Below are 19,650 nucleotides of genomic sequence, written 5' to 3' on the forward strand. Positions count from 1 at the left end.
ATTGATCTTATTGAATATAAGCTACTTACGATTTTTAGTCGTGCTAATTTGGACGAACCTCGGGCTTTTATGTCCGAAGTAGATGAAATACTTATCGAAGCAATTACCCATACGGATATGTTTTGGAAGAATCCAATCTGATATGTTGTGTCTCAATTCTTTATCTTCGGTTTTTATACCAAAAACAGACCTATGCCTTTTACCGAAAACCCTATCTATGTTCTGATGGTCCTGGCACTATTGGTGCTGCTTTCTGTTTACTCGGCCAAAACCTCCCTGGGTAAAAACCTGGGCGCCGCCCTGCTAGTTATCCTGTTTGCGGCGGTCCTGGCCAACCTCAAACTCATTCCCTCTGCATCCAATAGCATTCCCCTGTACGATGGGATATTTACCTACGTGGCCCCTATTTCAATCTTTTATCTGTTACTGGATGTAAACCTGGGTACCCTGAAGAAAGCAGGTATTCCCATGATTGGATTGTTCCTTATTGGTTCCTTCGCCACCTTGGCAGGTATCCTGCTCAGCTGGTGGTGGCTAAGTCCTTCTGAAACCCTTGGAGAAGCCGGCAAAATCATCGCAGGCATGCTTGCCGGAACCTATACAGGGGGAAGCATAAACTTTAACGCCATTGCGATCGCTTACAATTTCCAGGAGGAGAGTGTTCTCTATGCAGGTACCATCGCTGTGGATAATGTGGTTACCACTATTTGGATACTGGCTACGCTTGCCTTTCCGGTGGTATTGCGGAAGATTAAAACAGATAAAAAGATAATTGTTACCCAACAGGACGAAGAGGTATCTTATAATAATCCTATCGACCTGAGTTCCCTCATGTGGTTGCTATTCCTTGGAGTGCTGGCGTATTATTTATCCGATCTTTTATCTCAGCTTGTTCCTCAAATCCCATCTATTCTCACTATTTCCACCATTAGCCTTGTGCTGGCACAGTTTAAGTTTATAAAGCGTTTAAACGGCAGTCATTCACTGGGTTTGTATATGGTATTTCTATTCCTGGCGGTTATCGGTGCCTATTGTGAGATCAGTGCCGTGGTAGCCCTGAAGGATGTGGGGGTTACACTCTTGCTTTTTGCACTGGGCGCTGTATTGATTCACGGTGCGCTCATTATCCTGGTGGGAGGACTGTTATTCCGGGATTGGGACATGCTCGCTATCGCCAGCCAGGCAAACATTGGCGGTGGCACCTCGGCTATAGCACTGGCAGAGAGTTTTGACAGGAAGGAACTTATCCTGCCCGCTATCCTGGTTGGAACCCTGGGCAATGCACTTGGCACCTACCTGGGATTTCTGGTAGTTTGGATGCTGTAGGAATATAAAAAAGGAAATTGATAAAAGGGGAAGGTTAAGCCTCAGAAAATGCTTTAACTACCAGGTAAATCAGGTAGATCCCCCAGGCAAGACCCCCAATAAACAAGATGTATTTGGCAAGGATAAGGAGAAACCGCAGCGGACCTTTGAATAGCCAGACTACAAACAGCCCAGCCAGTACGCCTCCAATTAACGGCCAGTACCATTCTAAATCGGTTCCGGTTACCCCGTAATAAGTCACAATTCCCCAGGAAGCAAGCCCCAACATAGAAGCCGCCCAATCCTCAAAGGATTCCGAACCGGATGTACCAGGTCCGGGTCCCCCAATAGGTCCAGGCTTTGGATTGCCGGGAACCCAGATCGTCCCCATCCCGTTACATACCACACAATCGCCCCCAACTCCACTTCCACGGCCGGTTCCTCTGCAAGCCACACAAGTCTCTCTTGCCATTCTTTTCTAACTACGATTGATCAATTCAAGATACAAAAAAGAGGATTGCCCAAAGACTGTCAATAAAACGAAATAGATAAGCACAAAAGGATTTTATGTTATCACATGCCTATGGGATTCTATAACCAGGGTGCTTAAGTGCTCTAGTAAATGATCAAGGTCATTGTATCCTTTAGCCTGTATGCTGAACTTGCGCATTGATCTTAATACCTGCTTCTTTACCAATCTGTTTGTAAAATGCCAGGGTTGTAGCAGGTACTCCAATTAAACACATTAACTCAAATCAATATCATTATGTATCCAATTGAAGTCGGAAAAAAGAAGGATGAACAAACCCAACATAAGGGAACAGAATTGCTAATTACCCTTAGAGTAGATGCCGCTAAACTTTACAAAATAGAACATACGTCAAGGGAAGATATAAATGCTTATTGCCATTTATCAGATACTAATCCGCCAGAGTCCCACAAGGAAGAACACATTGAACATTTTGAATCCTTGGTAGAGCCAGGACAGCAGGTCCGATGGATTGCAAAACCAGGCGACCCGAAAAGTGAATTTACCGTATCTGTTGAAAGCGTTGTGCATGCACACTACAAGAAAAATAAACTGGACAAGGCCAGGGAAGAGAATTTCTTCAATGCCATTGCCATTTGCAGTTCGGACGGGGAAATAGTTCGGGCAAAAGTGAATGAAGGATTTGAATCCGGTACCTGGGTCTACATTTATGACCTGAATTTCAATATTCGTAAAGAAGGAAAAAAACTGAGGTCTTACAGCATTGACCCGAGGTTGAAAATAGAATTGTAACCCAAAATAGCACATTGGCTAGCCTTGAATTGAGCAATCATCATTTCAAACCGTATATTAAAATTTCCAACCCTGTTTCTGGAATTTACAGGGTGGGTTATCTTTGAATGAAATCAACTACGAAGAAACCATATGACTGCATTAAGTTATGCCTCAGGCACAAGCAATGAACCTTTACTGGGCATTACCATCGGAGATAAGTTTGATGAAATAGTAAGCCAATATCCCGACAATGATGCGTTAATCGTACACCACCAAAAGGTAAAATGGAGCTACCGTGAATTACAGCAGCAGGTTAATGATTGTGCCAAAGCGCTCATAGCATCGGGCATCAAAAAAGGCGACCGGGTAGGGATCTGGTCTTCGAACCGATCTGAATGGACAGTACTGCAATTCGCCACTGCCAAGGCAGGAGCTATACTGGTCAACATCAACCCTTCCTACCGCATCCATGAACTGGAATACGCCCTTAATCAGTCCGGTTGCAAGATGCTGGTCCTGGCAGACAAGTTCAAGTCTTCCAATTACGAAAAGATGATCCTGGAACTGGCTCCGGAAATATCCCATGCGAAAATCGGGCAGCTGCATGCCACCATACTTCCTGAATTGACTACAGTTATTTCCATGTCGGACAACCCACCCAAAGGAATGCTCCCCTGGTCGTCTTTTATGGGAAGAGCGAAGGAATGTCTGGACGAAATCCTGGAAAAAAGGCAGGGGGAGCTGAGCTTTGATGACCCTATCAACATACAGTATACCAGTGGCACAACCGGCTTCCCCAAAGGTGCCACCCTGAGTCACCACAACATCCTGAACAATGCCTATTTTGTGGCCAGGACCATGCAATTTACGGATAAAGACAGGGTGATAATACCGGTTCCTCTCTACCATTGTTTCGGGATGGTCCTGGGCAACCTGGGCTGCCTTACCCATGGAGCCTGTATGATCTACCCCTGCGAAGGTTTTGATCCGTTGGCTGTATTGCAGGCCGTAGAAAAGGAAAAGGCAACTGCCTTATACGGGGTGCCCACCATGTTCATTGCCGAACTGGAACATCCTGAGTTTGATAAGTTTGACCTGAGCAGTTTACATACCGGTATTATGGCCGGATCCCCCTGCCCTATTGAAGTCTTGAAGAAGGTTCACAGCCTGATGCACATGAAGGATGTGCAAATCGCCTATGGGATGACTGAAATAAGTCCGGTTTGCACCCAGACCCGGATGGGTACGCCCCTGGAGAAACAAATCAGCACGGTAGGGCAGATCCACCCACACCTGGAAGTGAAGATCATTGACCCGGAGACCGGACTGACTGTGCCTCTGGGTACCACTGGTGAACTTTGCGCCAGGGGCTACAGCGTAATGCTGAGGTACTGGAACAACGAGGAACAGACAAAGTCTACTATTGATTCCGCCCGATGGATACATACCGAAGACCTCGCGACCATGGATGAGGACGGCTATGTCAATATTGTTGGCCGCATCAAGGATATGATAATCCGTGGCGGGGAGAATATCTACCCCAAGGAGATTGAGGAGTATTTGTTTACCCACCCCAAGGTCAGTGAGGTAAAAGTGATTGGAGTGCCGGATATTAAATACGGAGAAGCGGTTATGGCCTGGGTAAAGCTCAAGGAAGGGGAAACCTCCAGTGCAGAGGAGTTAACGGAATACTGCAAGGGCAATATCGCCCATTTTAAGGTGCCTAAATATTTTAAGTTTACGGAGAGCTTCCCCATGACGGTTACCGGCAAGATCAGGAAGATCGAAATGCGGCAGATAAGCATCAGGGAACTGGAGCTGGATGCGGCGAGTAAAATTGAAACGGCTTAGAGGTTAAAAGTATTACCTATGGAGTATAGAATTCAATTGGAATAATTTATCACACACCATAACAATCACCCGTGCTCAAACAATAAATTGATGCAACTATTATATATGCTCCAATCGCAATAAGTCCCCAAGCCCACCAGGGTAAGCCTTTTTTTATCAGTACCTCTTCTACTTCTTCTACCAAAATTGGGAACTTGACATCCTCTCCTGGATTATCCTTGACCCCGTAAAACTGCCGATTTTCATAAACAATGTACTTGTTCTTATAGGTGTCGTCATCAACGGTAATAATCTTGACCGCTTTTTCTTCCTGTGCTGCTTGTTGCATTGTAACCCGGGTTTTGTAGGCAGAACAGCTTTGAAGCAAGATTAATCCGGATAGGAAAAGCACTAAAACTCTGAATCTAAGTTTGAACTTTCTCATCACCATGTTACTATTCTATTGCCTCAAATACAGCAGTGGCGTTTACCGTATAGGGAGACTCTTCATAATAAGTAAAAATACTTCTACTACAGGGATTGATTGTACTGATACAAAAATCTCCTTCCCAATGTGAAAAAGAGAATCCTGCAGAAGGAATGGCATTTAGTTCAATTCTATAAACAGAATACTCAACGTAGTAGACATAGGTTTCCACTCTTCCCGAATCTTCAGGAGATACTGTAACATTAAAAACAAAATCGAAACCACCACCACCATTATTTTCATTGCTATCTTGGTTGGAGCATCCATCCAAAACAAAACAGGAAATTAAAAGTATTATCATCATCCCCAGACTTTTCTTGATCTCTTTCATGACCTCAGAATTTCCAATAAAGGTATTCTGCAGGTGGGTGGTGGGCAATGATGCAAGTCAGATACCTATGACAATATTTCCTCCTAGGAATTTATTATGAGTAGTTTAATATTAACAATATGCTAGACAGAATATTCCAAGAAAGATAATTGCAAGGAAGGCTAATCCAGAAAGCGTTCCAACCCACCAAGGTTCTTTTTTCATTAATACCGTAGCAACTTCTTCTGTATCAATGGGAAATTTCACATCCTCACCAGGGTTATCCTTTACCCCATAGAACTGTCCATCTTCATAGACGATGTACTTGTACTTATAGGAATCGTCATCAACAGTAATAATCTTAACCGCTTTTTCTTCCTGTACCGCTTGTTGCAGGGTAACCGGGTTTTTGTAGGCAGAACAACCTTGCAGCAGAATTATCCCTGTCATAAAAATTGAAATAACTCTCAGGCTTTCCTTTAGTTCTCTCATAACGGAAGTATTTCCACTAAAGGTATTGCCAGGAAGAAAGGTGGGCAATGATGTGGGTCAGCCCTCCAAGAAACACAGAAAGCTATGGAGAAGTGTTGGTAAGCTATTCTCCGGATAATTCCATTGAGGCAAACTGAACGTCGGTCTTCGAGTAAACTTCCTTGACGATCTCGTACAGGTCAGGAATAACCTTGCTTGCCAGCCTGGAATGGCTGTTTAAAAGGACACAAATCCCCATATCCTCTTCGGGAAAGATGGCTATTTCATTGCGGTAGTTGTTTACACTGCCACCGTGGTGCCACATGGTTCTTTCCTGATCTGTTTGATCCCCTTTGAATTTGTGTATTCTCCAGCCAAAGCCGTACCAGGAAGATTTATGCCCGGACCAGCGCTGGTAGTACTTGGCGCGCCCTTTAATCTGAACAACAGGCTGGAAAGCTTCCTCAATGGCCTGCTTATCCATGACCTCGGGGTTATGGCCGAGTACAAACCGCATCCATCTACCCATGTCCATGGCATTGGCACTAATTCCCCCTGCCGCGATAGCGTTGAAATAGTGATCATTCAATTTCCTAGGCCTCCAGCTCCTTCGCCATCTGGTATGGGGCAAGGCAACGTTTTCATTCTTCACCAGGGATTCATAGTCCATACTTGTGGAACACATTTCCAGCGGATTGAAAAACCTTTGCTGCAATGAATTACGGATATCCTGTCCGGTAGCTCTTTGCACAATCAGGCCTGAGAGGGCAAACAAAGCGTTCTGATAGCTATAGAGCGACCCGGGGGCACTTATGGGAGCAACTTCTTTAAATCTTTTGGCTATTTCTGGGAGCGACAGTCCGGCTTCTACCAGGTTGGTATAGCTGTGATAAGGGGTCCCGGCGGTATGTGAAAGGATATTGGCTAAAGTAATCTGCTCAGCATGCTGAGGATCTCCGAGCTGAAACTCAGGGATATACTCCCTTACTTTATCCTGATAGTCTAATTCTCCATCATTTTTTAAATCGGCCGCAAGCAGTCCTGCAAAACCTTTTGAAAGGGATCCCAGCCTGAAAACAGTATGGCCGTCAACAACTTCATCAGTACGGATATTCCTTTTCCCAAATCCTTCTGAAATGACGATGGAGTCTCCTTTGACTATACTTACCCCGGCCCCCACTATGGTGCCCGAGGAAATGGCTTTTTTGAAGTAAGCATCCAGGGCGTGCTGAAGCTCTTGTTGTTTCTGTCGGTAAAGTGCGACCTCGATAGGGTCGGCGGGTTCATTCTCCCCCTGTTTTAAGGCACTATCCCGGGCAGGTGCATTGGTTTCCGGCCTGGTGAAACTGCTATTCGTGAGGCCTACAATGGCGATCAGGAATACAAAGGCCAGTATGAGTATCTTAAAACGCTTCACAGCTTCACTTTTTTTTCAATTTGCGTGAAAATAACAGAATATGAGTAAATAACCCATTTATATCGGGATTATTATGCATTTCATCGGATTTTTAGGCTGAAATGCAGGGGTCCTAAGCAGTGTAATGATAGCAAGTCTTATCTCATAATTTAATAAAGTAACGGTGCCAATTTTGAGAAACTAAGGGTAGAACAGAATAGATGGTCATCCGTACTAAAACCTTACTACCACGCACAAATTAGCATATTAAATGGACCATGCTGTGTATTTTGCCGGAAATTTATACTTGCATAAAAAAACGCGGTGTTCGGACATTGATTATGCCTCTTCGTCCTGAAGCATGCGGAATCAAAACGCGCGAAGCTTATCTTAATTCATATAAAAGGTATTGGGAAAATCATCTTTCATCTTTTTTCCCTGACTAACATGTATATTGATATTGATACAACTCAGAGACATTAGAAAACAGGACACAGAAGCCGATATTGCGATTTAATTCCTATTTGTAGAAAACTACCTCCGATGACTAAAATTTCAGCCTGATAAAAATCATATTAAATTACAAATAGATTTTCCATATTCGTTCTGCATTCTGTAAAGAAAATTTACACTTCTCAATCATGGACCAGCCTTTGTTTTCAAAAAACTATGAAGCCTTTTTAATTAAAACGAAGGCTTTTTTTAATGACCTGATTAAAAGCCATAACAATAATTTAAAGTATATCCGGATTAAAAATTTAATTGATTCAGATCAAGTCACTCCTTATCATTCTACCTTCTTTTATGTTATTAATGCCAATACACTGTCTTTTGAATATATCGGGAGTAGTTTAGAATATGGAATAGGTCTCAAAAGCGACGTGATAAGGAAAAATGGATTGCATTTCTTTTGGAAAAGAATTCATCCGGAAGATTTGGATGATCTGTTGCTTGTCTGGAAAAAGTTGACAGATTATTTGTTAAATCAGGAGGGGGCAGAAAACGGTGAACACATAACATATACCTGGAATTACAGATTCAAAAACAAGAATGAAACTTATGTCAATATTGTTGAAAATGTAACCCCGGTAAGATGCGATGCTCTTCACGAAACAGTCTGTATGTTATCGTACTGTACTGTAATAAATTCTGAAATAAACATGAAGGTGACGGCTACAGCCAACATTATTAATAATAATACCTATGAAAAAATAAGTTTTTCCAATACTCCAGATAATCAGATATCCAGTAAGATCAGCCGTAGAGAAAAGGATATCATTAACTTACTCGCCTTACACCTCTCAAGTAAAGAAATAGGCGATAAACTATGCATTAGTACCAATACAGTAAATACACACAGGAGAAATATTATAAAAAAACTCAATATAGCTTCCACAGGTGAGCTCATTGGCATACTTAGAAATAAGGGGTATTGGAGTAACTAAATTTCTCTTAATGGTTTTAAAATATCCTTTTTTAAAGTATTTGCTGATTATTTGCTTTCTGGCACCATTAATTAATTGGTCTCAAAATATTCGCGGTAAAATAGTCAACAGCGACGATTATCCTTTGGAGTTTGCCTATGTATCTATTGTTACTCCGGAGGATTCCGTATTAATAGATGCAACCAGTACCAATAAGCGAGGAGAATTTGAATTGACCCTTCTAAACAAAATTTCAAGTGAACATGAATCACAGGGTTTTGAATTGGAGAATCTCAATAAAGAAGCACATGAATATAAAATTATTGCAGGAACGTTTGACAATCCTGAAGAGGCCAGAAAAATGGTAAATGAGCTCAGCAAAATAGGCTTTACAGCGAAGGTTGCAGGGATGAATCAATCCGGATTGACACGGGTTTATATTGATAGTATTAATAACAGCCTGGAGGCAAATAATAATCTGGAAAGGATAAAAACCGTGGCTCCGGATGCCCGGCTGTCAATCGAAGAAAAGCCATCAAAATCTGGTCAGAATCTGTCTGAAACCGGGTATATTTTTCAAGTTCATTTAGTGGGTTACAAAAAGTATCAGAAGCTCATATACTATAAAGGCAAAACAATAAATATGGGCAGTATAGCGCTTGAAAATTGGAATGCCTTAGATGAGGTTACTGTAACTATAGTAGTTCCAATTTCAATTAAAAAGGATACCATCTCCTATAACACTGAAGCTTTCAATGTTAAAATTGAAGATTCAGTAGAAGATCTGCTAAAAAAATTACCCGGTATTGAAGTAGACGCTTCGGGATTGATCAGAGCCCAGGGAGAAGTGGTAAGCAAAATTTTCATCGATGGTAAAGAATTTTTCCATGGAGATCCGGCCTTGATAACCAAAAACCTGCCTGCTTACAGTATTAAACGGGTTGAAGTTATTGACCAAAAAAGTGAAAAAGCCAGAATTTCAGGTATAAGCGATTCCAAGGGAAAAAAAGTAGTTAATCTGAAATTAAAAGAGGAGAATAAGGTAAATGATTTTGGTAAACTTCATGTCGGTTATGGTACTGACAATCGTTATTTAACTAGCTTAAATTACAACAGGTTTTCATCAAAAATGCAAGCTTCTGTAATAGGAAAATACAATAACGTAAACAGCTCTGGTTCAGATATTTCAGATCTGATAAATTTTAATTCCAATGGAAATATGAGTTCGGTAAACAGGCCTGGTTTTTTAACTACCGGAATTGGTGGCTTTAACTTAGGTTATGAATTAAAAGAAGGGCAGAATATGAATGCCGATTATTTTTACAACTATACCCTGGCAACATCCGGAGACATAATTACGAACAAGACGGAGCTTGTTGGTAACGATGAAATAAACTCGATAAGAAAAAGTAGCAATGAAAATATTTCTCAGAACCACAACCTGAATTTTATTTATACTGATAGGACTAACGATTTGAGTTCAACATCCTTTAATGGCAGTTTTTATAGTGACAACAATCAAAGAGACGGTAACAGCTCATTCGAGAGGTACAACGGACAAAATGAACTTGATCTGCAAAGTGAAACCAACACCAGCAGCCAGCGTACAAATAATTCAATGAATTTATCGGTTCAGTATACAAGAAGGCTTACTGAAAGAAGTAAAAGAAATTTTTCTGTCTCAAGTAACCTAGATGTTTATAGGAGTACTGATATCAGTTTGCTTAATCAGGTTAACAGCTTTAATATTTCCAATCCGGAGGTTGCTTTTAAAACTTTGGAAAGCACGGACAGGGATGAGTCACGAACTAATTTAAATTTTGGAGTTAACCTGGATTACGTGGAACCCCTGGGTAAAAATAATTATTTAGTTTTTCAAAGTAATATGCTCTTTGCTGCTATTGATGAAAATGTCAATCAGACGAAATATGAAAATGACAACCTGCTGGAACCGCTGATTTTTGAACAGTATTATACCGTAAACAGTACCGAGGGAGGGCTACTCTATAAATTTGACAACGACAGAACAATGCTCTCTTATGGAGTTTCAATCCTTAATCAAAATCTAAAATTTGGTTTGTTAAAAGAAGAGGAGTATAGTAAACGGTATACCAATTTAAACCCGCAAGTCACTTTTATTTACAGGCCAAAAGCAGGGGAAAGCTGGAGTTTAAATTTAAAAAAATCAGTAAGGCTGCCCCGGATAGATCAACTGAGCCCAGTTATCAATAATTTCAATACGATTTATATTCAGACGGGAAATCCCCTGTTAACCCCGGAAAGAATTGTATCCGTATCCGGAATTCACAATAGTTATAACTTCAAAAATGGGTTCAATTTTTTTTCAACCGTAAATTACACCCGCATATCCAATAGCATTGTCAATTCGGAGTTTTTAGACCAATTAGGTATTCTTACATCAAGCTATGAAAATTTTGGTGCTAAAAACAACTTCAATATTGGTGTTAGAATAGGCAAAAGAATAGAATCACTGGGTTTGAGGTATAGTATTTCTTTAGATAGCCTGTATAGTGATTACCTGTCAATCATTAATACTGAACCCAATGAAACCCAATCTAAAATTGGCTCTTTAGGGTTTTCACTTGAAAACAACGATAAAGACAAAATTGATATATCATTAGGAGCTAAGTGGAATAAAAATTACACCACATTTTCCAAGGATAGTAACACAACGGATCGTGACTTTTTTCAACAGTCTTATTTCACGAAAGTCGATTGGGCTATTGCCGACAGATTAAATTTAAGTTCACAATTCAAATATGACATCTTTACGGATAGCTTTTTCGGAACGGACCAATCCGTTCCTATCTGGAATGCCACTGCTTCCTGTTCTCCCCTAAAATCCAAGAAACTAACCCTGCTCTTTACCGCTCTTGATATATTGAACAGAAATGTTGGGATTGTTAGGTCTAGTACTGTCAATTATTTTGAAGAAATACAACAGGAGGTGTTGGGGAATTACTATTTGGTAAGTTTAACCTATAAGTTCAATTAATAGATTATATCTACTAACTTTTGATTAACATAATTGATTAAAAATAAAGGCCCACCTAATTAGGTGGGCCTTTATTTATTTTTAGCCAACGGAAACTGTTAGTTGTTGATAAATTTCGCAATCAACTGTCCACCTGGTGTAAAAGTAACTTCAAATGGACCAAGAAAAGTTTTATATGCGGTATCCGGGATACTACAATGCCCCTCGGGAAGGGAGAAAACTAAAGTTGCTACATGAGGTACACCATCCTTATATTGAATTGTAGTTTTATCAGTAAACACTTCAAGACCATCACAAGCAGTGAAAACCCAGATTTGGCCTTTAACTACTTCGACAATGGTTCCATTACCAGGGTCATCTAAAGGCTGGGTGGAAGTAAAGGAACTGAGTGTCCAGGAAAGAATAGCTAACATGGCTATTCCACTAATTATTTTAATGAAACTTTTCATAATAAATGGTTTTATTGTTATCAGTATGTTAATTTAACCATTGAAAAATGCTCAAACAATACTTAAAATGAGCAATTTTCTCAATATCAGTGCTTAAATATCAGGCCAACCAACCTTCCCGGCCCAGGATTTGGTATTGGCCGGCTTCCACAATGCACTCTCATTAATAGCATTGAAATTGTCCCGTTGGCAATTCTACTGAACAACTTTAATATACGGTGAACTCCCCTCGATGATCATAGTTAATCTACCTGATCAAAATCATTGCGCTTTACAAATCGGATTTTCACCTTCGCATAAATTTCTAACTAAATATTATCTATTATGAAAACATTAAAAATATTATTGGCAGGTTTTGTTGTTTCCTGCTTCTGTTTAACAACAAATGTGTACTCCCAGGAAAAATGGGGAAATTCCGGGAAATGGGAAGAAACTCATAGATTCATATGTCCTTGTTCTGGTGAGTATTTAGAAGGAACTCTTGTTTTTCAAATGAATGCCAAAGGGAAAGTTGGGCTTGTGACGATAAAAGGCCATCTCATTGGTGTTGATGAGTACGGAACCCCTTCTGGGGACAGATATATTTTTAATAGAGTTGATCATTGGAATGCTGAAACAGCACAGGAGAGTATAAGAGTTCGCACTGTTAGAAAGAAAGATGGCTTAGTCACAAATTTCACGATCTTTTACCAGGATGGAGAAGTTTCGTCTAGATGCTTCTAGAGAAAGTATTGATATGAACAAATCAGATCATTTCGATTTGTTTTTTAGAAATGTTTAGAATTTTAAATCGCTTTTATTTTTTCAAATATCACGTTAAAAAATAAAAGCGATTTAATGTTTTATTGTGGTCCTATCAGCAATAGAAATAACAGTGTTTTGATCAAACTAATTAACAAATGTTTTCTAACTAAGATATTCTTCTTTTTATTAGTGCTGCTCCCAGCCATTCATTGGTCACAAAATATTAAAGGCAAAGTGACTGATAATGAAAATAACCCTTTAGAATATGCTTCTGTCTCTATTGTAAATCCAAAAGACTCAATTTTAATAAGTTACGCTAATACTGATAAAAATGGCGTTTTTATATTAGATGACATTATCATTGGGAAGCACCTAATTTTAATCCATTTAGTAGGTTTCAAAATTTACCAGAATACTATTGATTATAGCGGCGAGTCTATTGATATGGGGGTTATTATACTTGAAAGTGACACCGATTTGGAAGAAGTAGTACTTAGTTTGGTAACTCCAATTTCTATTAAAAAAGACACAGTGATCTATAATGCGAAGGCATTTAAAACTAATACGGATGATACCGTTGAAGATCTATTAAAAAAATTACCGGGAATAGATGTTGATATTTCCGGTAAGATTACCGCTCAAGGAGAAGAAGTTATTAAGATATATATTGATGGTAAGGAGTTTTTTAGTAGAGACCCTGCCATTGCTACAAAGAATTTATCAGCTGATTTCGTAAAACGCATAGAAGTTATTGACGAAAAAAGTGAAAGATTCAGAGTTACAGGAATAAATGATTCAGAGCGTAAAAAGGTGATTAATTTAAAAATAAAAGAAGATAAAAAAGTAAATGATTTTGGTAAGTACCAAGGGGGATGGGGAACGGATGATCGGTTTTTAACCAGTCTGAATTACAATCGGTTTACGCCAAAGTTACAGACAGCAGTCATCGGGAAGTACAACAATGTGAATAGCGCTGGTTCAGATATTTCGGATATTATGGTAATTGAGATTGGAGGAAGAACTATTTCCGGAGATGCTCCGGGTTTTCTAACAACCGCTATTACCGGTTTAAATTTGGGTGTTGAAATAAATGAAAATCAAAATCTTAATACCGATTATTTTTATAATTATACCAATTCCTCTTCAGGAGAAGAAAACATAAAAAAAACGGAGTTTATCGGAGCACTTGAGCTAAATACTGAAAGTAAAAACATCTATGAAAATATTTCAAACAATCACAGCTTAAATATTAGTTATAGAGATCAATCTGCTAAATTCAGCTCGCTATTTGTAAACGGTAGTATAGCACGCAATGATAATAATGGGAATGGCATAAACACATTAACCCGGTATAATGGGCAAGATGAATTAGCCCTGGAGAGTATTGGAAAAACAAGCAGTAATAGCAAAAGTAATTACGCTAATTTCTCAATTGAGTATACGAAACGATTAAATGAAAAAAGCAGAAGAAATTTTACTGTTTTTGCAAATTTTAATCGCTCTGAAAATGAGAACTTCAGCAGTAACAATCAAATTAGCAGATTTAACGTAGCTGATCCTGACAGCACCTATGAAATTGTAGAGGATATATCAAGAGAGCAGCAACTTCAAAACTCAATAATGGGTATAAGTTTGTACTATACGGAGCCTTTAGCTAAAACACATTTCATTGAAGTTAAAAGTACTATTGGATATGTTTCTACAGAAAATGGGGTTAATCAATCAAAATTTGAAAATGATATCGTTCAAAATCCTTTAATATTTAATCAATATTATAAAAACACAGATTTAATAGGAGGAGTATTTTACAAATACGATAAGGAAAAAATCACCTTTACTATTGGCAGTAATTTTGCTAGTCAAACACAGGTATTTGGGTTACAAAATGAGAATGAATACAATAACAGATATAACAATTTTAATCCTGAAGTAAGTTTACAATATAGACCAAAAAGGGGGAATATCATGAGTTTCAATTTAAGGAAAACTCAAAGATTAGCGAGTTTGTCACAGCTCACTCCAGTTGTAAATGATTTCAACTCATTATACATTAAAATTGGAAATCCTAACTTATCACCTGAAAAGCACTATTCAGCCACTATCATGCTTGTTGATAACGGTAATATTGCAAAATCATATAACTTTTCCTCAAGATTAAGATATACCTACATAACCAATAGTATTGTGAATTCAGAGTTCACAGATCCATTAGGTATACAAACATCGACTTTTATGAACCTGGGAAACAGAAACAACATAAATTGTAGTGTTAAACTAGGTAAAAGATTAGCATCATTGGGGCTTAGATATAACGTATCTCTTCATGGAGGTTATCATGAATATTTATCGATGATTAATACAGAAATCAATGAAACCCAATCTAAAAATGGAAGGTTTAATATTTTATTAGAGAACGATAAAAAGGAAAAAATAGATGCTCTAATAGGGGCAACTTTGAATAAAAATTATACAACTTTTTCTTCTGGAAATAATGCCGATAGGGAATACTTGCAACAATCCTATTATACGAAAATAGACTGGAACATTGCAGATAGGCTAAATTTAAATTCACAATTTAAATACGATATTTACACAGATAGTAACTTTGGAACCAACCAATCAGTACCAATTTGGAATACCTCAATTTCTTATTCCATATTAAAGTCCAAAAAATTGATCTTTATGATTACCGGTCTGGATCTCTTAAACAAAAATATTGGTCTAATCAGAACTAGTTCTGATAATTATTTTGAAGAAGTGCAACAAGAGGTGCTGAGCAATTATTACATGTTTAGTTTAGTGTATAATCAATTTTAGGAATATAATTCGGAAGTGTTTTCTTATATGTTTGAAAGTCTTAATGACTCTCATAACAGACAGGTGCGCTCCTAAAAAGGTTTTATTGAAACTTCAGTTTATGCCAACCAGCCTTCCCGGTCCAGGCTCCTGTACTGTATGGCTTCTGCAATATGATCTCCCTGAATGGTGTCGGAATGAGCGAGGTCGGCAATGGTCCGGGAAACCTTAAGTATCCGGTCATATGCCCTGGCAGAAAGGTTAAGGCGGTCCATGGCGCTTTTCAAAAGCCTCTGTGATTCCGGACTCAAGCTGCAGTATTTCCGGATATGTCGCGTGTTCATCTGCGCATTGTAATGTACGCCCTGCTCCTTTTTTAATCGTTGGGTTTGCAATGCCCGGGCGGCCACTACCCGCTTGCGAATAACCGCGCTCTCCTCCCCTTTTCGGGTTTCTGCGAGTTTTTCAAAGGGCACAGGGGTAACTTCAACGTGCAGGTCGATCCTGTCCAGCAAGGGACCTGAAATCTTACCCAGATAACGCCTTACTTCGTTCGGGGAATTCATCCCTTTGGAATCCCCGTCTATAAAATAGCCGGCTGGACTCGGGTTCATGCTGGCTACAAGCATAAAGCTGCAGGGATAACTAACGGTAAAGCGGGCCCGGGAAATGGTCACTTCCCGGTCTTCCAGGGGCTGTCTCATCACCTCTAGTACGCCCCGCTTAAACTCGGGCAATTCATCTAAAAACAAAACCCCGTTGTGGGACAGGGAAATCTCGCCTGGCTGGGGATAGGAACCCCCTCCCACCAGGGCGACATCAGAAATGGTATGGTGGGGACTCCGGAATGGGCGCTGTGTAATCACCCCGGAACTGCTTATTTTACCAACCACGCTGTGGATCTTGGTGGTTTCCAGTGCTTCGGACAGGGTCATGGGTGGCAAAATAGAAGGCAACCGCCTCGCCAGCATGGTCTTTCCGGATCCCGGCGGACCAATCAGAATGATATTATGTCCCCCTGCGGCAGCCACTTCCATGCATCGCTTGATAGTTTCCTGTCCCCGCACTTCTGAGAAATCAAAATCGTGCTCCTTTTGTTCCTCGTAAAAGGTCTTTTCCAAATCTACCACCTCTCTTTGAACACTGCCTTTTCCCTGCATTAGCCCTACCACTTCCTCCAGGTTATTAACACCGTAAACATGCAGTCCTTCTACAATTGCCGCTTCCTGAGCATTGGCCCTGGGCAGGATGAAACCAGTAAACCCCATTTTCCTGGCATTTAACGCAATGGGCAAGGCGCCTTTGATGGGTTGTACGCTTCCATCCAGGGATAATTCTCCCATAATCATATAAGAATCCAGGGATAAAACAGGTTGTATTTGTCCTGAAGCGACCAGAATACCTGTAGCCAGGGTAAGATCGTAAGCAGAACCTTCTTTTCTTAGATCTGCCGGGAAAAGATTTATGGTGATCTTTTTTCCTGGTATTTTATAACCATTATTCTGTAAAGCGGCGGCAATGCGGTAATTGCTCTCCTTTATGGCGTTATCCGGCAAACCAACAAGGTGATAGCCTATGCCAATGTCTACATTTACCTCTATCCCTATAGTTCTGGCTTCCACCCCCAGGACCGCACTGGCAAATACCCGGCTTAGCATAATAGAATGATTTAACCGGGAAGATAAGAATAATTTTATTAATATAGAATATATTCTCTATATATAGATAATAATCTATTTTTGTGGCCGGAACTTAAGCACTGATCCAGCCTGGTCCTGAATCTCCTTCTTATTCATCATCATTTTCCTGAACTGCCCATTCACATACATTTCGGCCTGATCTTCATAATGATCACTAAGTGGGTTGCCCGATTGTCCGGTTGGAAGGATACTCATGCTATTTTCAATATCTGAAAAGTCGATAATCCTTCGGGTAGAAGGTCCTGCGTTAACCCTGTACAAAAAATCATCAGTATAGGGAAAAGCCAGGTTGTTGATCACCTCTCGGGTACCGTGTATAGGGAAAGGTCCAACATTGAAAAAGTCCCTCAGCGAAGGAACCTGCCCTATCGGATGCTCATGCTCCAGAACGTGCAGCCTGTCCCATGTCCATGAGGCTACATCAATGCCCAGATCAGCTTCCAGTGAGCTCCAGGCATCCTCAAAGGACTTCAGGACAATATCGGACCGTGTTTCTTTAGTTTCATCAGTCCCTACGTTATCCCACCAAATGGAGCTATTATTCTTGGTTAGCGGTGCAATGGCGCGCTTCAGGAAATGTGTGGACATTACCTGCTTAAAAAGCTCCTCCCCCAGTTCATCTGCGAGTGTGTTCTTCAATATATAATACATCCATCGATGGTATAACGCAGGCTCTACACTCTTTAGTTCACTGTTTCCATCCCATTTCAATAATTTTTCCAGCATTCCGGATTGAGCTTCGTCCATCTCCTTGTCGGCCACAAGCCCCACCAAGTCCTGAGCAATTGTAGGATTTACAGGGGAGGTAACATCCAGGATCATCTCACTCACACTTTCCCTGTCCCAGTCGTTTTTAGGCTCCAGCAATTCAACGATGCGCCTGGCCCTGTTCTCAGGCAGGTAATAGCCCGGGATTTTCAGACCAGAAACGGAATCTGGCTGGTTATTGGCAGAATATACATAGCCCCAGGGTGGGTTTACTGCACTTGGGTTTTCCCTGAAATCCAGGTACCGGATAGGATCCTGCCCGGCATTCGCTTTTAAGACCATCTTGGTATTGGCCTCTTCCGGCATTTCATAAAGCCTGGCTGTTGCCCACCAGGCAACATTGCCCTCGGCATCGCCATACATAACATTAAGCCCGGGAGCATGAATGTCTGGCAAGTGCGACTCGAATTCAGAAATATTTGTGGCATGACTTATCCCATACAAGGCGTTTAAAACCCGGTTATCCAGCCGGGTATAGCTCCAGGACATACTCACCGGCGGTAAGCTGTCTAAAGGTTCAAAAACCCCGTTTAGCAGGGGGCCACGACTGGTTTGTGCATAAGTATAGTTTACCGATGAGCTATCCTTGACCTTAATAGTCTTGTTTAGCTGTATTAACGCTTTCCATTCTTCTGCATCCCTGTATTGCAAAGGATTGTCCGGATGGATCTCTTCCTCATAAAAATCAATATCGTCATTTTCGAACATGGTTAGCCCATAGGCCAAATTGCGGTCATGTGCCAGCAGGGGAAAAGGGACACCAGCCAGGTGATAACCGTATTTTTCGTATTCTGGAGTAACTACATGAGCTTCATACCAGACCGACGGTTGTGCAAACCCGATATGCGGGTCATTGGCAAGAATCACTTTGCCGCTTTTTGTTTTGCCAGGACCCAGCACCCAGCTATTGCTCCCAATAAACTGCGGCACTGGCAGTTTATCCAGTGCATTGTGAACAGCCGTAACCGCAACTACGGGAATGACATCGGAATGGGCCTTATAATTCTTGATCCACACCGTATTTGAATCCACATCAATGGATAAATCCTTTACGTATTCCGGGCCCAGTTTATTCTGGATATTGGATAGTAGCGGATCCGTCTTATGGGCCATGGCAAAGCTGAAACTCATGTATCCAATGGTATTGAGCACATCTTCGAGGGTAAACGGCTGCTTTTCCAGGCTTGTCAGGTGGAATTCTATGGGGGTGGGGCCCTCTTCCACAAAGAGGTTTACACCATCCAGATAGGCCTGTGCTTCCCGGACCATTTTGGAATCGTAATCCAGCGTCGTCAACGTTCTTTTGGTGGCCTCATCAATGCCAAGGGAGAGCATAAACTTATCAGTATCCACCAAATCCCTTCCAAAGACCTCAGAAAGGCCTCCACGGGCTATCCTCCTGAGCAGTTCCATTTGCCAAAGGCGATCCTGTGCATGTACATAACCCAGTGTCCTGAAGGCATCCAGTTCATTTTTGGCATAGATATGGGGGATTCCGTAGGTATCGTAGTAAACAGTAACCTCTGTCTTCAATTCAGGGGTATCAACAACTCCGTCATAACTGGGTTTCAGGATCTGCGCCAGGCTAAAAACCGCAACTAGTGCAATGGCAATCAGGGCCAGTAATGCCCATCCCGCAATTTTAAGTTTCTTCATTTCAGCTTTCTTTGGAAATAAAGATAGCGGTTAA

15 protein-coding genes are annotated in these 19,650 nt (G+C 40.7%); 7 read left to right on the plus strand and 8 right to left on the minus strand.

Annotated elements, in window-relative coordinates; all coding sequences use genetic code 11:
• Positions 1-192 precede the first annotated feature (192 nt).
• A complete protein-coding gene (locus OO016_RS08885) occupies positions 193-1,326 on the plus strand; it encodes a DUF819 family protein (protein ID WP_266012606.1) in 1,134 nt (377 codons plus the stop codon).
• A 34-nt stretch (positions 1,327-1,360) separates the two neighbouring features.
• Here the strand turns inward: OO016_RS08885 and OO016_RS08890 are convergent, their stop codons facing one another.
• Positions 1,361-1,777, minus strand: a complete 417-nt coding sequence (locus OO016_RS08890; RefSeq protein WP_266012610.1) for a hypothetical protein — start codon at positions 1,775-1,777, stop codon at positions 1,361-1,363.
• Between the two features lie 294 nt (positions 1,778-2,071).
• Between OO016_RS08890 and OO016_RS08895 the strand changes: the two genes are divergently transcribed.
• Entirely contained in the window at positions 2,072-2,587 is a 516-nt protein-coding gene (locus tag OO016_RS08895) for a hypothetical protein (RefSeq protein ID WP_266012613.1), read from the plus strand.
• A 132-nt stretch (positions 2,588-2,719) separates the two neighbouring features.
• Complete coding sequence (locus tag OO016_RS08900) at positions 2,720-4,420, plus strand: AMP-binding protein (protein ID WP_266012616.1); 1,701 nt, start codon at positions 2,720-2,722, stop codon at positions 4,418-4,420.
• 49 nt (positions 4,421-4,469) lie between these two features.
• Here OO016_RS08900 and OO016_RS08905 read toward each other — a convergent pair whose 3' ends face one another.
• The 4 genes from OO016_RS08905 to OO016_RS08920 all read right to left on the minus strand — a co-directional run bounded on the left by OO016_RS08905 (position 4,470) and on the right by OO016_RS08920 (position 7,084).
• Positions 4,470-4,844: a hypothetical protein gene (locus OO016_RS08905; protein ID WP_266012619.1), complete on the minus strand. Its 375-nt coding sequence runs from the start codon at positions 4,842-4,844 to the stop codon at positions 4,470-4,472.
• Positions 4,845-4,854: 10 nt separating this feature from the next.
• A complete protein-coding gene (locus OO016_RS08910; protein WP_266012622.1) occupies positions 4,855-5,217 on the minus strand; it encodes an InlB B-repeat-containing protein in 363 nt (120 codons plus the stop codon).
• 111 nt (positions 5,218-5,328) lie between these two features.
• Positions 5,329-5,688, minus strand: a complete 360-nt coding sequence (locus OO016_RS08915) for a hypothetical protein (protein WP_266012625.1) — start codon at positions 5,686-5,688, stop codon at positions 5,329-5,331.
• Between the two features lie 103 nt (positions 5,689-5,791).
• The gene (locus OO016_RS08920; protein WP_266012628.1) at positions 5,792-7,084 is read right to left on the minus strand and encodes a serine hydrolase domain-containing protein; all 1,293 of its coding nucleotides are present in this window, start codon (positions 7,082-7,084) and stop codon (positions 5,792-5,794) included.
• Positions 7,085-7,704: 620 nt separating this feature from the next.
• On the opposite strand from OO016_RS08920, the gene OO016_RS08925 reads away from it, so the two are divergent.
• Complete coding sequence (locus OO016_RS08925; protein ID WP_266012631.1) at positions 7,705-8,508, plus strand: LuxR C-terminal-related transcriptional regulator; 804 nt, start codon at positions 7,705-7,707, stop codon at positions 8,506-8,508.
• Complete coding sequence (locus OO016_RS08930; protein ID WP_266012634.1) at positions 8,462-11,503, plus strand: outer membrane beta-barrel protein; 3,042 nt, start codon at positions 8,462-8,464, stop codon at positions 11,501-11,503. Before OO016_RS08925 ends, OO016_RS08930 begins: the two co-directional genes overlap by 47 nt.
• 98 nt (positions 11,504-11,601) lie before the next feature.
• Here the strand turns inward: OO016_RS08930 and OO016_RS08935 are convergent, their stop codons facing one another.
• On the minus strand, positions 11,602-11,952 hold the full coding sequence (locus OO016_RS08935) for a hypothetical protein (protein ID WP_266012637.1): 351 nt from the start codon (positions 11,950-11,952) through the stop codon (positions 11,602-11,604).
• Positions 11,953-12,276: 324 nt separating this feature from the next.
• Here OO016_RS08935 and OO016_RS08940 point away from each other — a divergent pair, with 324 nt between their 5' ends.
• Positions 12,277-12,675: a hypothetical protein gene (locus tag OO016_RS08940; protein WP_266012640.1), complete on the plus strand. Its 399-nt coding sequence runs from the start codon at positions 12,277-12,279 to the stop codon at positions 12,673-12,675.
• A gap of 156 nt (positions 12,676-12,831) precedes the next feature.
• Positions 12,832-15,513: an outer membrane beta-barrel protein gene (locus OO016_RS08945; RefSeq protein WP_266012644.1), complete on the plus strand. Its 2,682-nt coding sequence runs from the start codon at positions 12,832-12,834 to the stop codon at positions 15,511-15,513.
• A gap of 98 nt (positions 15,514-15,611) precedes the next feature.
• On the opposite strand, the gene OO016_RS08950 is transcribed toward OO016_RS08945, so the two are convergent.
• The gene (locus OO016_RS08950; protein ID WP_266012647.1) at positions 15,612-17,150 is read right to left on the minus strand and encodes a YifB family Mg chelatase-like AAA ATPase; all 1,539 of its coding nucleotides are present in this window, start codon (positions 17,148-17,150) and stop codon (positions 15,612-15,614) included.
• Positions 17,151-17,225: 75 nt separating this feature from the next.
• On the minus strand, positions 17,226-19,616 hold the full coding sequence (locus OO016_RS08955; protein ID WP_266012649.1) for a penicillin acylase family protein: 2,391 nt from the start codon (positions 19,614-19,616) through the stop codon (positions 17,226-17,228).
• Positions 19,617-19,650 lie beyond the last annotated feature (34 nt).

Source organism: Lentiprolixibacter aurantiacus, assembly GCF_026241225.1.
Classification (GTDB): Bacteria; Bacteroidota; Bacteroidia; order Flavobacteriales; family Flavobacteriaceae; genus Lentiprolixibacter; species Lentiprolixibacter aurantiacus.

Coding starts and splice junctions, on each gene's coding strand:
- OO016_RS08885 (WP_266012606.1), top strand. CDS start 193: ATGCCTTTTACCGAAAACCCTATCTATGTTCTGATGGTCCTGGCACTA.
- OO016_RS08890 (WP_266012610.1), bottom strand. CDS start 1,777: ATGGCAAGAGAGACTTGTGTGGCTTGCAGAGGAACCGGCCGTGGAAGT.
- OO016_RS08895 (WP_266012613.1), top strand. CDS start 2,072: ATGTATCCAATTGAAGTCGGAAAAAAGAAGGATGAACAAACCCAACAT.
- OO016_RS08900 (WP_266012616.1), top strand. CDS start 2,720: ATGACTGCATTAAGTTATGCCTCAGGCACAAGCAATGAACCTTTACTG.
- OO016_RS08905 (WP_266012619.1), bottom strand. CDS start 4,844: ATGAGAAAGTTCAAACTTAGATTCAGAGTTTTAGTGCTTTTCCTATCC.
- OO016_RS08910 (WP_266012622.1), bottom strand. CDS start 5,217: ATGAAAGAGATCAAGAAAAGTCTGGGGATGATGATAATACTTTTAATT.
- OO016_RS08915 (WP_266012625.1), bottom strand. CDS start 5,688: ATGAGAGAACTAAAGGAAAGCCTGAGAGTTATTTCAATTTTTATGACA.
- OO016_RS08925 (WP_266012631.1), top strand. CDS start 7,705: ATGGACCAGCCTTTGTTTTCAAAAAACTATGAAGCCTTTTTAATTAAA.
- OO016_RS08935 (WP_266012637.1), bottom strand. CDS start 11,952: ATGAAAAGTTTCATTAAAATAATTAGTGGAATAGCCATGTTAGCTATT.
- OO016_RS08940 (WP_266012640.1), top strand. CDS start 12,277: ATGAAAACATTAAAAATATTATTGGCAGGTTTTGTTGTTTCCTGCTTC.
- OO016_RS08950 (WP_266012647.1), bottom strand. CDS start 17,150: ATGCTAAGCCGGGTATTTGCCAGTGCGGTCCTGGGGGTGGAAGCCAGA.
- OO016_RS08955 (WP_266012649.1), bottom strand. CDS start 19,616: ATGAAGAAACTTAAAATTGCGGGATGGGCATTACTGGCCCTGATTGCC.